Here is a 13,490-nt window from a genome sequence, read left to right as displayed (position 1 = left end):
TTACGCGGTGCGCCTCGACTCGCCAGCCGATCCGGCCAGCGTCCGTGCGCTTCACGCTGCAGTCGAGCGGGCCTGCCCGATCCTCAACCTGCTCCGCCTGCCCCAGGCCGTGAGCGGGCACATCCTCCATTCGGTGCCGCGCCCTGACACCGATACCCTCGAGACGGAGACTCCCGCGTGACCCTGACCCGACGCCGCATCCCGACCCTCCTCCTGATGCTGGGTGCGCTCCTCGTAGCTCCGGCTCATGCCCGCGCGGCAGATGCTCCGAAGGAGTTCCGCATCGGCTACCAGAAGATCGGCCTTATCGTCGTCGCCCGGCAACAGGGCGTGATTGAGAAGCGCCTGAACGCGCAGGGTACGAAAGTGCAGTGGGTCGAGTTCCAGGCCGGCCCGCCGCTCCTCGAGGCTCTCAACGCGGGCAGCATCGATTTCGGCTATACGGGCGACGCGCCGCCGATCTTCTCGCAGGCGGCCGGCGGCAACCTCGTCTATGTCAGCGCCGCAGCGCCCTCCGGCGACGGAGAGGCAATCCTCGTCAAGGAGGGGTCGCCGATCCGCTCGGTGGCGGATCTGAAGGGCCGCCGGGTTGCAGTCGCCCGCGGCACCAGCGCCCACAACCTTCTCGTCGCTGCTCTGGAGAAGGCGGGCCTAGCCTTCTCCGACATTACACCCGCCTACCTGACGCCGGCCGATGCCGGCTCGGCCTTTGCCAACGACAGTGTGGACGCTTGGTCGATCTGGGATCCCTACTTTGCGGTGGCCCAAGCCAGGAGCCGGACGCGGGTCCTGACAACTTCCGGCCAGACACTCGACGTCTCCGCATACTTCCTCGCCAACCGGACCTTCGCGGACACGCATCCCGGCGTTGTTGCAAGCGCTCTGGCAGGTCTTGCCGAATCCGCTGCCTGGGCAGAGGGGCATCGGGACCAGGTGGCGCAGGCACTCGCCTCGGTGACCGGCATCCCCTACGAGATCCAGAAGGTTGCGGCCGACCGCACGCAGTTCGGCGTGCGCCCGCTTTCTGACGCGATCCTGACCGGGCAGCAGGCAACGGCCGACCGCTTCCACCGTCTCGGCCTGCTCCCGCGCGCCATCAACGTCCGCGACGCGGTCTGGACGCCGCCGCGGACCTGATCTCCCTGCAGCGCTGCGCCGATCCGGCCTGCTGCCGGATCAGGACAGGCGCAGCAGCCGTTCGGCGTTTCTGTGGAACACGCGTTCCAGCACATCGTCGCGCAGGCCCGAGGCCGCGTAGTCGTCGATCGACTGGCGGATCGGCCGGAACGGATAGGACGACCCGAACAGGAACTGGTCGGCCAGGACGCTGTTCGCGGCGGCGCGATACGCCTCCTGCCCCGGCTGGAAGAAGTACATGTCCGGAATCAAGTGCACGTTCTCGTAGCGGAAGGCCACGCCGATAATCTCCTGCACCCGCGGCCAGTAGCCGTGGAATGCCGCAATCTGCAGCCGCGGGAAGGCTGCGGCCACCACGGCGACACCCGAGGGATCGTTGAAGCGCGGATCGGGCGTGGTCGGGCCACTCATCAGGAAGAGCGGCACGCCGAGGTCCTGCAGCCGTTCGTAGATCGGCCAGTAGATCCGGTCGTCGGGGTGGCGGGGCGGGTCCCCAAAACCCCGCTCGATGTCGATGCCCTTCAAACCGAGGGGGTCGACCGCGCGCTCAATCTCCTCGATGGCGCCACGCTCGCCCTGCAGCACCGGATCCACCGCACCGATCCCGACAAGTTCGGGATGACCGGAGACGATGGCGTGGATGCGATCGTTGGGCAGGTGCTGCGTGGGCGTGTGCCGTCCCACCACCACCGCGCGTGCGAGACCCGCATCGCGCACCTCGGCGAGGAAGCCATCCGGCGTCCGTGAGCGGACGAAATGAGCGTCGTCACCCTTCGTGCCGACTCGGCGGTTGAGCCAGCGGGCGGTCTCGTACTCGGGCGTACCGGGCGTTGCACCGAAGAAATCGTGCAGGTAGGCCGGCCGGCAGCGCAGATCGATCACGGTCATGGCGGGTTCTCGAAGAGGGCGGCTGTCAGCGTGCAGCGGCGCGCACGTCGAAGGCGCCGCCAGTCTGGGCCGAATTCCGCAGGGTCACCGGCGCCTTGCCGGCGATCAGTGGGAAGGCAAGTTCGGCGAACCGGATCGCCTCTTCCAGGTGCGGGTAGCCGGAGAGAACGAAGGTCTCGACGCCGAGCGCGGCGTATTCCTCGAGTCGCGCGACGACCTGTTCGGGCGAACCCACCAGTGCGGTGCCCGCGCCCCCACGCACCAGCCCGACGCCGGCCCAGAGGTTCGGGCCTACCACGAGTCGATCGCGCCGGCCCTCGTGCAGCGCGGCCATCCGCGCCTGGCCGACGGAATCCATCCGGGCGTAGTTCTTCTGCGCGCGCGCGATGTCGTCGTCGGTCAGCCGACTGATCAAGCGGTCGGCCTCAGCCCAGGCCTCGGCCTCCGTCTCGCGCACGATGACGTGGAGCCGCACGCCGAAGCGCACGGTGCGTCCGTGCCGGGCAGCGCGCTCGCGCACGTCGGCGATCTTGGCCGCCACCGCCGCCACCGGCTCACCCCAGGTGAGATAGGCGTCCACGTGCCGGGCGGCGAGGTCGTGGGCGGCCGGCGACGAGCCGCCGAAATAGAGCGGCGGCCAGGGCGTCTGGACCGCCGGGTGGAAGTTCCGCGCGCCCTCGACCCGGATGTGCCGCCCCGCGAAGTCGACCGTCTCGCCCGCCATCAGGCGCTTCCAGACGGTGAGGTACTCGTCCGCGGCCTCGTAGCGCGCGTCGTGGTCGTAGAAGACGCCGTCTGCGGCGAGTTCGGTGGCGTCGCCCCCCGGCACGACGTTGAGGAGGAGCCGCCCGCCGAGCGCCTCGTCGAGGGCCGCGGCCTGCCGCGCGCCGAGCGTGGGGCCGGTGATGGAGGTGCGCAGCGCGACCAGGAGCTTGATGCGCCGGGTCACCGTGACGAGGCTCGCGGCCGTCACCCAAGGGTCGGTGCAGGAGGCGCCAGTGGGAATCAACAGGCCGTCATAGCCGAGCCGGTCCGCTGTCTCGGCGATCTGGCGGATATAGGCGTTCGACGGCGCCCGGCCGCTATCGGAGGTGCCGAGATAGCGGGTGTCGCCCGAGGTCGGCAGGAACCAGAAGACGTCGTAGGTCATGGCTGTGTCCTCGGCAGGCTCCTGGGGCCGCGTGCGCGCAGGTCCGCCACCGTCAGAGCGCCCCGTGCCGGGGTGGGCGCCGGCCACTGAGGTGGTAGGCGCCGATCCAGTGGTACTTCCAGCGCACGGGGTCGTGCAGGGTGTGGGTGCGTACGTTGCGCCAGTAGCGATCGAGCGCCTCGGCGCGGTCGGTCGCGGAGGTGCCACCGAGTTCAAGCAGCTTGTTGGCGGCGAGCAGGCCCGCCCGGTGGCTCGCCGCTCGCGCCTCCGCCACTGCGACGGAGGCCGCCGCGACGCTGTCGGCGTCGGGCGCGTCCTGCGCGGCGTCGACGAAGCGGCCCGCCCGCTCCACCAGCGCGTCGGCCGCGGCGAGGCGGACGCGCACATCGCCGAGGGCGTGAAGCGTCAGCGGATCCTCGCTCGCCCGCTCGACATTGGCATCGATCCAGGGCCGGGCGCGCTCGCGCACGAAGGGCAGGGTCGCGTCGAAAGCGCCCCGGCCGATGCCGAGATCGATCCCGGCATGCAGGATCTGCGCGAAGGGGCCGATCGCGGTCGGCCGGTCGAGCGAGGCCTGGAAGGGCACGACCCAGTCCGGCTCGACCCGCACCCGGTCGAAGAGCACGGAGCCCGAGCCAGTGACGCGCTGGCCGAAGCCGTCCCAGTCGTCCACCAGCGTGACGCCGGGCGCATCACGCGGGATGAAGACGAGGTAGGCGACCTCCCGCCCGTCCTCCAGAGCATTGGCCATGGTGGGGATACGATGGGCGAAGAGCGAGCCCGTGCAGTAGTACTTGCGTCCCTCGACATGCCAGCCGGCCGGGTCGCGCACGAGCCGTGTGCGGCGGACATGGTCGCGCCGGCCGATCTCGGCGAGCGCGTTGCCGAAGCGCTCGCCCGCCAGTACGCGCCGGTAGAGCGCCCGCTTCTGCGCCTCGGTGCCGCCGTTGCGCAGGACTTCGAGTGCATAGAAGTGGTTCTGCGGGATCTGCCCGAGCGAGCCGTCGGCCGCCGCGATGATGGCGGTCACCTGCGCGACGGTCGCAGCCGTCACGCCCGTGCCGCCGTATTCCCGCGGCACCGTGATGGCCCAGAGGCCGGAAGCGGTGAAGCGCTCGACCTCCGCGACGGGCAGGATCCGGTTGAGGTCCCGCGCGGCGGCGCTTTCGGCGAACTCCCTCGCAAGCGTCCGGGCGGCCGCCAGCGCCGCCGCGTCGTTGGCGAGGATCGGCACCGGGCGCGGCGGCTCCGGGGCCTCGGTGAAGGCGCTCTCGTGGGGCTGGAGCGCCGTGGCGGCCGCGATGTCGGTTTCCATGCCGTGCGGCCTCAGTTCCACTGGTGCCGGGCCGGCAGCGCGCCGTTCAGGGCGTAGTTGCCGACGAGGTGGTACTTCCAGCGGACCGGATCGTGCAGGGTATGGACGCGCGCGTCGCGCCAGAGGCGGCCAAGATTGTACCCTTCGCGCGTCGCCGAGGAGCCCGCGAGTTCGAGAAGCCGCTCGGATGCCTCCAGGGCGATCTCGGTGGTGAGGATCTTGGCCTCGGCCACAGCGACGGAGGCTTCGGCCGAGCTCTGCGCGGTCACCGGCTCCGCGGCGATCCGGTCCAGCGCGCGGCCGGCGCGGGCCAGCACCTCCTCGGCCGCGTGCAGGTCGACCGCGAGCCGCCCGACCTCGCCGATGATGTGGGGATCCTCTTCGACGGTCTCGGCCGTGTACGGATAGGGCCGCGCCCGGCTGCGCAGGAAGTCCAGGGCGGCCTCGACCGCGCTGCGGGCGATGCCGGCATCGATCGCCGCCTGGACCAACTGGGACACGGGCCCGAACAGGCCAGGGCGCCCGGTGAGCGGTGCGAGATCGAGAGTCAGGCTCTCCTCGATCGGCGTGTCCTCGAAGATGACCGTACCGCTGGCCGTCGTGCGCTGGCCGAAGCCCTGCCAGTCGTCCACCACCCGCACGCCCTGGGCGTCGCGGCGCACCCAGACCACGACCGGGCGTCCCGCCGGATCGACCGCCCGGGTCGGGATCCAGTGGGCGAAGAGGGCGCCGGTCGAGTAGAAGCGGGAACCGCTGAGGCGCAGGCCCTCCGGTCCGGACGTGAGCCGCGTCTCCACCTCGGTGATGGCTCGGCCGTTGCGCGCCGGGCCCGCATTGCCGATCCGGTATCCGGCGAGCACGTCGGCGTAAATCCGCGCCTGCTGGTCCGGGCTTGCGGCCACCCGCACCAGTGCGAGCACCCCGAACTGGTTCTGAGGAATCTGCCCCGCCGAGCCGTCGGCGGCGGCGAGAATCGCGAAGATTTCGGCGAGCGTGGCGTGAGAAACGTCTGCCCCGCCATACGATCGCGGTACGGTGATGCCGCCAAGGCCGCTCGCCGTGAACGCTTCGACCTCGTCCCATGGCAGGCGGCGCTCTCGGTCGCGCTCCCCGGCGCCGGCCGCGAAAACCCCGGCGACGTCACGGGCGACCGCGAGCGCCTCGGCATCCGTGCGGATCAGGTGGGGGCGCGCGGGCGGCGACGGGAGCCGGTCTGCGGACGTGTGGGGGCCGCCCTTGGCCGACGGAATGCTCATAGCGGGCTCGTCTCGATAGGGACCGCCGCCGATCGTCCGAGCGGGGGCCAAGCCATGGCGGCGTCAGCCTCCGCGCCCGGAACACGTCGAACGGCGGTCACCGCGTCCATCCCAACGCGGCCGGGCGATTTGGCTCGGCATGCGGACGGCACACGGCAGATCGGGGCGGGTGATCCATTGCGGTCTTCGATCTCTCGGCCTCCCGATCCGGCCCTTCGGCGCGGACATCCCGGTTCGACACGGATCACATGTCTAGAGACGGGCGCCGCAGCGGCGGGTGGATCTTGGGCGACGACGTTAATACAAACCGGATCAGCAAAACATTCCAAACATATTCGCAGCGTAGCAAAAAGATCCAGATCGACTCTCGGCAGAGAGAGATTTGATCTCTATTTTCGACGCAGGACAGTTACTGCTGGCCGATCGGTTTCGCGCTTGAACCCTGCCGGAGACGGCGTGTATCGTTTTTCCGCACAGAACTGTGGTCATCCGCGCAGGGCGCACGCGGTTCGTCCGCCCACCGAAGGATCGTCAAGTTGTCTCCGACGCACGTCACGCGGATCCGCCGTCCATGACCACCGACAAGCCTGTGATCGAGTACTATTTCAGCTTCCTGTCCCTGTGGTCCTATGTCGGAAGCTTGGCCTTCGGCGAACTCCGGGACCGGACCGGGGCGCAGATCGTGTACAAGCCGATCGACCTGCTCGCCGTCTTTGCGGCCGGTGGGGGCAAGCCGGTCAAGGAACGGCCTCTGCAGCGGCAGGCCTACCGTCTGGTCGAGATGCAACGCTGGCGCCGCATCCGCGGGATCCCGCTCGTGCTTGACCCGAAGTTCTATCCGGCCGATCCGTCGCTGGCCCACCGCGTCCTTCTCGCAGCCTTGGACGAAGGCTCGGATGTCGCGGGCTACGTCCATGCCGGGCTGAAGGCGGTCTGGGCGGACGAACTCGACATCGCCGACGCGGACACCATCCGACGCCTCGCGGAGGCCAACGGGCTCGACGGCGCGCGTCTGCTGGAGCGCGCCGACGAGCAGGCTCTGCACGATCGCGAAGCCGATCTGACGCGGGAGGCCATCGGGCGCCAACTCTTCGGCGCGCCGTTCTACTTCTATCGCGCGGAGCCGTTCTGGGGCCAGGATCGGCTGGACCTGCTTGAGGCCGCGATTATCGCTCCTGCCGAACCGATCCCGCTTCCGGACCTCTGCGCTCCCGCCTGATGCCGGCTGGGTCTGACTCTCCGGCGGTCTCGGGCATCGGGTGTCCTGCGCCCGGTGCATCCGTCCCGAGCAGGGCGTTGAGGGCGATCGCCGCGATGGCCGTGAGCAGGATCGGATCCTTCAGGATCGGCTGGAGGGCCTCGGGCATCGCTCGGAAGAAGAGCGGCTGAACGATCGGGATCAGACCGACGCCGAGGGAGACCGCGATCACGAGGGCATCCCGGTTGCCCGGCCGCGCGTAGTCGATCTGAGCCAGGATGCGGATGCCGGTGGCCGCGACCATGCCGAACATCACCAGCGCGGCTCCGCCCAGGACCGCCTGGGGGATCGAGGCCGCCACGAACGCGATTTTCGGCACCAGCCCGAGCAGGAGCATGATGCCTCCAGCGCTGGCGCAGACCCAGCGGCTGTGGACGCCGGTGAGGCCGACGAGACCGACGTTCTGCGAGTAGGACAGGTACGGGAACGTGTTGAACACGCCGCCGATCAGCGTGCCGAGCGCGTCGGCGCGCAGGCCGCGCCGGATGTCCTCGTGTCCGACCGGCCGCCTGGTCATCACCGAGAGCGCGAGGAACATGCCCGTCGCCTCGATGAAGACGACCGTCATCACCAAGCACATGATCAGGCCGGGGACGAGGTGGAAGGTGGGCGTCCCGAACTGCAGCGGCAGGACGACCCGCAGCCAGGGTTCAGCCCCGAGGCCCTCGAAGCTGGTCCAACCGAGCGCGAAGGTGGCTGCGTAGCCGAGCCCGATTCCGAGCAGCACCGCGATGTTGGCGAGGAACCCGGGCGCAAAGCGTGCCAGGATCAGAACCGCGGCCAGAACGCCGGCGGAGACCGCGAGCGTCCCGGGCGCTCCGAACTCTGCCGTGCCGGCACCGCCTCCCGCCCAGCCGACGGCGACCCGGGTCAGGGCGATCCCGATCATCGTCAGGATCGTACCGGTGACCACGGGCGGGAAGAAGCGCATGACGCGACCGACGAAGGGGACGATCAGGAGCCCGTACAGGCCTCCGACGATAACGGCTCCGTAGATTCCCTCGAGGCCGACGCCCGGCATCGCCGCCATGGCCAGCATCGGCTGGATCGCAACGGCGGTGACGCCCATGATGACGGGCAGCCGGATCCCGAACGGGCCAACGCCGATCGTCTGGATCAGGGTCGCGATCCCGCAGGCGAACAGGTCGGCGTTGATCAGGAAGGCGATCTGATCCTTCGGCAGCTTGAGCGCGCCGCCGATGATCAGAGGAACGGCGATTGCGTTCGCATACATGACCAAGACATGCTGGAGCCCCAGCAACAGCATGCGGGGGCCAGGTAGCACGGCGTCGACGCTGTCCGGCCTCGTCCGGCTCGCGTCCTGCCCGGGGTTGCGCTCATCGTCCGGCATGCGCCGTCCGACGCCCGGGCAAGGCTCATCGGGTGGCGCCACGCGGTCCAAGTCCTGATGAAACCCGTCGAGGGGCTGTGCCGGCACGGCCGTCGTCATTCTCCGATCCCCATCTCAACGCCTATCAAGCGGCTCCGGCGGCCTCTCGGCGACGGGCTGTCACGCGGATCTCCGCCACGCCGCGTCCCGGTCCTTGGTGAAGGCGGAGGTCACGCCCGCAGCGGCCTGACGGTCGACGTCAAGATGCGGGAGGACGAGTTCGGAGAAGCAGTACGCCTCCTCGAGAAGCGGCATGCCGGAGACGATCAGGACGTCGTTCCCGGCGTCGCGGTAGTCCTGGATCCGGGCGAGCACCTGCTCGGCGCTGCCGACGAGCGCAGTCCCCGGCCCATGCCGGACGAGGCCGATCCCGGACCAGAGGTTCGGGGCGATCTCAAGGTCACGCAGATCCTTCGGCTTGTGACCGCCGTGCAAGGCCGACATCCTCTGCTGACCGACCGAGTCGATGCCCGCCACGTAGGCCTGAGCGCCCGCGATCGCGGCCTCGTCCATGTGGTCGTAGAGATCCTGCGCGGCGGCCCAGGCCGCCTCCTCGGTCTCGCGCACGATCACGTAGAGCCGGATACCGAAGCGGATCTTGTCCGCGCGCCCGTATTGCCGCGCGAGGGTGCGCACCTCGCGGATCTTGGCTTCCGACTGCTCCGGCGTTTCGCCCCAAGACAGGTAGGTGTCGATGTGCTTGGCCGCGACCGCGTGCGCGGCAGGCGACGAGCCGCCGAACCAGAGCGGGACGCGGGCCTGCGTCGGCGGCACCGGGATCCCGGCATCGACAACGTGGATGTGACGGCCCTTGAAGGTCACCGTCTCGCCGCGCAAGAGGGCTGTCAGCACCGTCAGGAACTCGTCCGTGTAGGCGTAGCGCTCGTCGTGGCTGAGATGGACGCCATACTGCGCCATGAGCTTGGCATCGCCGTTGACGATGTTGACGCGCAGGCGCCCCTTCGAGAACTGGTCGAAGGTGGTGATCATCTTGGCGAGCAGCGTCGGCGAGATCATCGGCGGATGCGCCGCGATCAGATGCTGGAACTGCTCAGTATAGGGGATCAGCGAGGCCCCCTGGATCCAGGCGTCGTGCGAGCCCGTCGCGAGCAGGGCGCCCGTGAAGCCGAGATGATCGACGGCGCGGGCGAGCTGCTGGAAGTAGGGGTAGTTGAGCGCGCGTGCGCCGTCCGCGCGCCAGGGATAGCGGCCGTCGGGGCCGGTCAAATACCAGAGGACTTCCATGACGTCTCTCCCGATGCGGAGGTGTTGCGCGGCTCAGGCGGCCGCGAAATGGCTCGCGTCGACCGTGTCCCGGATATCGACCTGCGGGATGAGGCCGAAGCGTGCGAACAGGTCGGCGTGGTGCTGCTGCTCGGCGAGGAAGTCGGGTCCCGGCGCCGCGAGGCCCCAGGGGCGGGCTGTCAGGGCGGGCAGCCACTGCGCCGCGGAGTGGCCGTTCACGCCGTCGAGCAGGGAGGCGGCCGCCTCCGGGTCCGCACGCGTCGCCGCGTCGGAGGCGATCAGCGCATCGATGAGGGCTCGGACCGCGTCGCGCCGCCTGGCCAGCACCTCGGTCGGCCCCCAGAACACGGTGCGGTTGGAAAAGGCCTCGCCGGGCTTGGCCAGCACGCGGACCGGCCGGCGCGCGGCGATCTCGGAATAGAGCGGGTCGGTCGCCACGATGGCATCGAGATGGCCGGCCAGGAAGGCGTCCCTCGCGGTGGCCGGGATGATCTCGGCGGCCCGCACGTTCCGCCAGGCGAGACCCGCCGCCGCGAGTTCCGCCGCGAGGAACTGCGTGTGCCAGGAGACCGGCATCAGGCCGATCCCGCGGCCCCGCAGGTCGTCCAGGGTGCGGATGTTCGAATCCTCGGGCACCAGAAGCCCGCCCCGTTCCGGCCGCGGCTCGCCGATCGCGAAGACCGCCGTCGCGAGGCCCGCGGCCTTGGCCAGGATCGGGGGTGTGGCGCCCGTCCCCGCCAGATGAAGGACTCCGGCCTGGATCAGAGGAATTGTCTGCGAGCCCGCCCCGTAGACGAAGAAGGCGAGGCCGCGCTCGCGCAGGCGAGCCGTCGCCTCGCGCCTGCGGGCGAGGATCGAGAGGGAGGGGTTCTGGGGATGCGCACCGACGATCAGCGTCATGGAAGGTCCAGGATCGGAGAGGGGCCGGCTTCGGCGGCCAGTCTTGTCGAGGCGGCGCCGAGGCGACGCGGATCGGAACGGAGCCGGAGGCGTGCGGTCCCGTCCGCCCTCACGCGGCGCGCTCCGTGTCCGGCTGGGCATGCGGCGCGGCGGGCGGCTCGGCGCCAAGATAGGCCGCGACGACCGCCGGTGAGGCCGCGAGGTCGGCCGCCCGCCCCTCCAGGACGATGCGGCCGCCTTCGAGGACGTAGCCGCGGCTCGCCAGGGCGAGCGCCTTGCGGGCGTTCTGCTCGACGAGCAGAACGGCGATCCCCTGGCGGTTCAGGTTGCTGAGCAGCGCGAAGATCTCGGAGACCACGAGAGGCGCGAGGCCCATCGACGGTTCGTCGAGGAGCAGGACGCGCGGTCCGGCCATCAGGGCGCGGCCGATCGCCAGCATCTGCTGCTCGCCACCCGACAACAGCCCCGACATTTGGCGGCGGCGCTCTTTGAGACGCGGGAAGCGCGCGTAGATCGCCTCCAGCGTCTCGGCGTGCCGCCCGTCGCGTCGGCCATAGGCGCCGACGAGCAGGTTCTCCTCGACGCTCAGCGGGGCGATGACCTGCCGCCCCTCCGGCACGAGCGAGAGGCCCGCCCGCACGATCCGCTCCGTCGCCCATCCGCCGATCACCCGGCCGTCCAGGAGAACGTGGCCCGAGACGGGGCGCAGCAACCCGGCGACGGTGTTCAACAGAGTGGTCTTTCCGGCCCCGTTGCTGCCGACGACGGCGACGATCTCGCCGGGATGGAGTGAGAGCGACACCTTATTGAGGACCGGTGGCCCGCCGTAGCCGGCCGAGAGCGACTGGATCTCAAGCATCCTCGGCTCCGAGATAGGCCTCGATCACGCGCGGATCGTTCCGCACCGCCCGCGGCGCCCCCGAGGCGATCAGGCGCCCCTGGTTCAGGACCTGGATCTCGTCGCAGACGCCCATCACCAGATCCATGTCGTGCTCGACCAGGACGACCGTGATCCCGTCGCGCCGCAGCCCGGCGATCAGGCCGCGCAAGGCACGCTTCTCGGTGTGGTTCATCCCGGCCGCCGGCTCGTCGAGGAGGAGCAGGCGCGGCCCGCTCGCGAGCGCGCGCGCGATCTCGACGCGCCGCCGGTCGCCATAGGACAGATCGCCCGCGGGGCTTGCCGCGCGCGCTCCGATGCAGACCCGATCGAGGAGCGCGACCGCCCGCTCGTGCCGCTGGCGCTCGATGCGCCGCAGCCGCGGCAGACGCAGGAGGATGTCGGCGAGGCCCGCCTCGGGATCGTGCAGCGCGAGTGCGACGTTCTGGGCCGCCGTGAGATGCGGGACGAGGCGGATGTGCTGGAAGGTCCGAGCAATTCCGAGCCGCGTGAGCGCGTGGGCGGCCCGGCCCTGGACGGGATCCTCGTCGAACAGGACGACGCCCGCGCTCGGGGCATCGACGCCGCTGACGATGTTCATCAGGGTCGTCTTGCCTGAGCCATTGGGACCGATCACGCCGACGACGGATCCCGCGCTCACGCGGAACGACACGTCCGCGAGGGCGGCGACTCCGCCGAACTGCCGTGCGACGCGCCGGATCTCGAGGAGCGCGGACATCAGGCAATCCTCCCTGGATGCGCTCCGCGCAGCAGACGGCGCGGAAGCGAGGCGACCCCGGTCGGCAGGAAGAGGACCGCGAGCAGCGTCACGGCGCCGATCAGGATCTCGCGCCACTGCGCGGAGAAGCGCAGCAACTCGGGCAGGAGCGTGAGGATCGCGGCGCCGATCGCGGCGCCGAAGAGGTTCCAGACGCCCCCGAGCACCGGCGCGAGCACGGCGTCCATCGAGCGCAGGAAGCCGAAATCGCCGGGCGCCACGAACATGTTGAGATGCGCGGCGAGCGCCCCCCCGAGGCCCGCGATCGCCCCCGAGGCCGTGAACAGGGCGCGTTTCAGCCGGGCGACGTCGTGCCCCGACGCCGTCACCGCCAGCTCGTCCTCGGCGACGGCCCGCATCCGGTCGCCGATGGCGGAATTGCGGATCGCCCAGACCAGATAGACGACCAGGAGGAGGAGCGCGGCGAGTTGCCAGGTCTCGGTAAGTTTGGGGATGCCGAACACGCCGAGCGCGCCGCCCGTCACGGAATCCCAGTTGAGCGTCAGGATACGGACAACCTCCGTGAAGGCCAGCGTCGCCATCGCGAAATAGTCGCCTCGCAGGCGCAGCACGAGCGCGCCGAGGCCGGCGGCGGCCAGCGATCCGAGCAACGTCGCGGCGAGGAGTGCCGGGCCGAAAGACCAGCCCTTCTGCATGGTCAGCCAGATCGACAGGTAGGCGCCGAGCGCCATGAGCCCCCCGGTCGCCAGGGACAGCAGGTTGACGCCCAGTAGGAGCAGGCAGGCGAAGGCGAGGACGGCGTTCAGCAGGCAGAGATCGATGACGTTCTCGTAGGCGTAGTAGAGGTCGATCATGCGCGCTTGGCCTCGCGGCTGGAGAAGAGCCCGGTCGGCCGCGTGAGGAGGATGAGCAGGACCAGGCCGAACCCGACCGCGTCGCGGTAGCCCGCCCCGACCGCCACGACGCTGCCGACCTCGACGAGGCCGAGGAGGAGGCCGCCGGCCAGCGCGCCGGCCACGTTGCCGAGGCCGCCGAGGATCAGCACGGTCAGACCCTTGAGCAGGACGGTCTCGCCCATGAACGGCGAGACCGACTGGAACAGGAGCGACCAGAGCACACCGGCCCCGCCCGCCAGCGCGCCGGAGACGAAGAAGGTCGCGACCCGGACGCGCCCGACCGGCGCGCCCACGAGCCGGGCGACCGTCTCACTGAACGCCACCGTGCGGATCACCCGGCCGAAATTCGTGAGCCGGAGCAGCGCGCCCAGCGCCAGCACGAGGACGAGGGCAACGGCGAGCGCCACGACCTGCAGGCCCTGGACGCGGACGCCCCAGA

13 protein-coding genes are annotated in these 13,490 nt (G+C 70.3%); 2 read left to right on the top strand and 11 right to left on the bottom strand.

Annotated elements, in window-relative coordinates:
• The first annotated feature begins 177 nt into the window (after positions 1 to 177).
• Positions 178 to 1,137 (top strand): sulfonate ABC transporter substrate-binding protein, encoded by a 960-nt coding sequence (locus MET9862_RS17045; protein WP_142584106.1) that lies wholly within the window; start codon positions 178 to 180, stop codon positions 1,135 to 1,137.
• Between the two features lie 39 nt (positions 1,138 to 1,176).
• Here the strand turns inward: MET9862_RS17045 and MET9862_RS17040 are convergent, their stop codons facing one another.
• The 4 genes from MET9862_RS17040 to MET9862_RS17025 are packed head-to-tail and all read right to left on the bottom strand — an operon-like array spanning position 1,177 to position 5,746.
• Positions 1,177 to 2,025 (bottom strand): amidohydrolase family protein, encoded by an 849-nt coding sequence (locus tag MET9862_RS17040; protein WP_142584105.1) that lies wholly within the window; start codon positions 2,023 to 2,025, stop codon positions 1,177 to 1,179.
• Between the two features lie 25 nt (positions 2,026 to 2,050).
• Positions 2,051 to 3,175, bottom strand: coding sequence for an FMNH2-dependent alkanesulfonate monooxygenase (gene ssuD / locus MET9862_RS17035; RefSeq protein ID WP_142584104.1), 1,125 nt, complete (start codon positions 3,173 to 3,175; stop codon positions 2,051 to 2,053).
• 52 nt (positions 3,176 to 3,227) lie between these two features.
• The gene (locus tag MET9862_RS17030) at positions 3,228 to 4,490 is read right to left on the bottom strand and encodes an SfnB family sulfur acquisition oxidoreductase (RefSeq protein WP_142584103.1); all 1,263 of its coding nucleotides are present in this window, start codon (positions 4,488 to 4,490) and stop codon (positions 3,228 to 3,230) included.
• 11 nt (positions 4,491 to 4,501) lie between these two features.
• Positions 4,502 to 5,746 (bottom strand): SfnB family sulfur acquisition oxidoreductase, encoded by a 1,245-nt coding sequence (locus MET9862_RS17025; protein ID WP_142584102.1) that lies wholly within the window; start codon positions 5,744 to 5,746, stop codon positions 4,502 to 4,504.
• Positions 5,747 to 6,317: 571 nt separating this feature from the next.
• Between MET9862_RS17025 and MET9862_RS17020 the strand changes: the two genes are divergently transcribed.
• On the top strand, positions 6,318 to 6,965 hold the full coding sequence (locus MET9862_RS17020) for a 2-hydroxychromene-2-carboxylate isomerase (RefSeq protein WP_142584101.1): 648 nt from the start codon (positions 6,318 to 6,320) through the stop codon (positions 6,963 to 6,965).
• Here MET9862_RS17020 and MET9862_RS17015 read toward each other — a convergent pair.
• From MET9862_RS17015 to MET9862_RS16985, 7 genes are all read right to left on the bottom strand, one after another.
• Entirely contained in the window at positions 6,913 to 8,238 is a 1,326-nt protein-coding gene (locus MET9862_RS17015; RefSeq protein WP_244612754.1) for a nucleobase:cation symporter-2 family protein, read from the bottom strand. The genes MET9862_RS17020 and MET9862_RS17015 overlap by 53 nt on opposite strands.
• A 276-nt stretch (positions 8,239 to 8,514) precedes the next feature.
• A complete protein-coding gene (locus MET9862_RS17010) occupies positions 8,515 to 9,639 on the bottom strand; it encodes an LLM class flavin-dependent oxidoreductase (protein ID WP_142584099.1) in 1,125 nt (374 codons plus the stop codon).
• A 33-nt stretch (positions 9,640 to 9,672) separates the two neighbouring features.
• Positions 9,673 to 10,539 carry an ABC transporter substrate-binding protein gene (locus MET9862_RS17005; protein WP_185156900.1) on the bottom strand — a complete coding sequence of 289 codons (867 nt, stop codon included), beginning with the start codon at positions 10,537 to 10,539 and terminating at the stop codon, positions 9,673 to 9,675.
• Positions 10,540 to 10,648: 109 nt separating this feature from the next.
• The gene (locus MET9862_RS17000; protein ID WP_142584097.1) at positions 10,649 to 11,398 is read right to left on the bottom strand and encodes an ABC transporter ATP-binding protein; all 750 of its coding nucleotides are present in this window, start codon (positions 11,396 to 11,398) and stop codon (positions 10,649 to 10,651) included.
• Positions 11,391 to 12,155: an ABC transporter ATP-binding protein gene (locus MET9862_RS16995; protein ID WP_142584096.1), complete on the bottom strand. Its 765-nt coding sequence runs from the start codon at positions 12,153 to 12,155 to the stop codon at positions 11,391 to 11,393. Before MET9862_RS16995 ends, MET9862_RS17000 begins: the two co-directional genes overlap by 8 nt.
• Complete coding sequence (locus MET9862_RS16990) at positions 12,155 to 13,009, bottom strand: branched-chain amino acid ABC transporter permease (protein WP_142584095.1); 855 nt, start codon at positions 13,007 to 13,009, stop codon at positions 12,155 to 12,157. The genes MET9862_RS16995 and MET9862_RS16990 overlap by 1 nt, the downstream gene beginning before the upstream one ends.
• The coding region (locus tag MET9862_RS16985; RefSeq protein ID WP_438616623.1) for an ABC transporter permease subunit at positions 13,006 to 13,490 on the bottom strand (485 nt) is incomplete at its 5' end. The genes MET9862_RS16990 and MET9862_RS16985, both read right to left, overlap by 4 nt.

Origin of the sequence: Methylobacterium symbioticum (assembly GCF_902141845.1) — a bacterium.
GTDB lineage: Bacteria > Pseudomonadota > Alphaproteobacteria > Rhizobiales > Beijerinckiaceae > Methylobacterium > Methylobacterium symbioticum.
Note: the sequence above shows the minus strand (reverse complement) of the source record. Positions and strands in the feature narration are given on the sequence as shown.

Coding starts and splice junctions, on each gene's coding strand:
- MET9862_RS17025 (WP_142584102.1), bottom strand. CDS start 5,746: ATGAGCATTCCGTCGGCCAAGGGCGGCCCCCACACGTCCGCAGACCGG.
- MET9862_RS17030 (WP_142584103.1), bottom strand. CDS start 4,490: ATGGAAACCGACATCGCGGCCGCCACGGCGCTCCAGCCCCACGAGAGC.
- MET9862_RS16995 (WP_142584096.1), bottom strand. CDS start 12,155: ATGTCCGCGCTCCTCGAGATCCGGCGCGTCGCACGGCAGTTCGGCGGA.
- MET9862_RS16990 (WP_142584095.1), bottom strand. CDS start 13,009: ATGATCGACCTCTACTACGCCTACGAGAACGTCATCGATCTCTGCCTG.
- MET9862_RS17040 (WP_142584105.1), bottom strand. CDS start 2,025: ATGACCGTGATCGATCTGCGCTGCCGGCCGGCCTACCTGCACGATTTC.
- MET9862_RS17020 (WP_142584101.1), top strand. CDS start 6,318: ATGACCACCGACAAGCCTGTGATCGAGTACTATTTCAGCTTCCTGTCC.
- MET9862_RS17005 (WP_185156900.1), bottom strand. CDS start 10,539: ATGACGCTGATCGTCGGTGCGCATCCCCAGAACCCCTCCCTCTCGATC.
- MET9862_RS17000 (WP_142584097.1), bottom strand. CDS start 11,398: ATGCTTGAGATCCAGTCGCTCTCGGCCGGCTACGGCGGGCCACCGGTC.
- MET9862_RS17015 (WP_244612754.1), bottom strand. CDS start 8,238: ATGTATGCGAACGCAATCGCCGTTCCTCTGATCATCGGCGGCGCGCTC.
- ssuD (WP_142584104.1), bottom strand. CDS start 3,175: ATGACCTACGACGTCTTCTGGTTCCTGCCGACCTCGGGCGACACCCGC.
- MET9862_RS17010 (WP_142584099.1), bottom strand. CDS start 9,639: ATGGAAGTCCTCTGGTATTTGACCGGCCCCGACGGCCGCTATCCCTGG.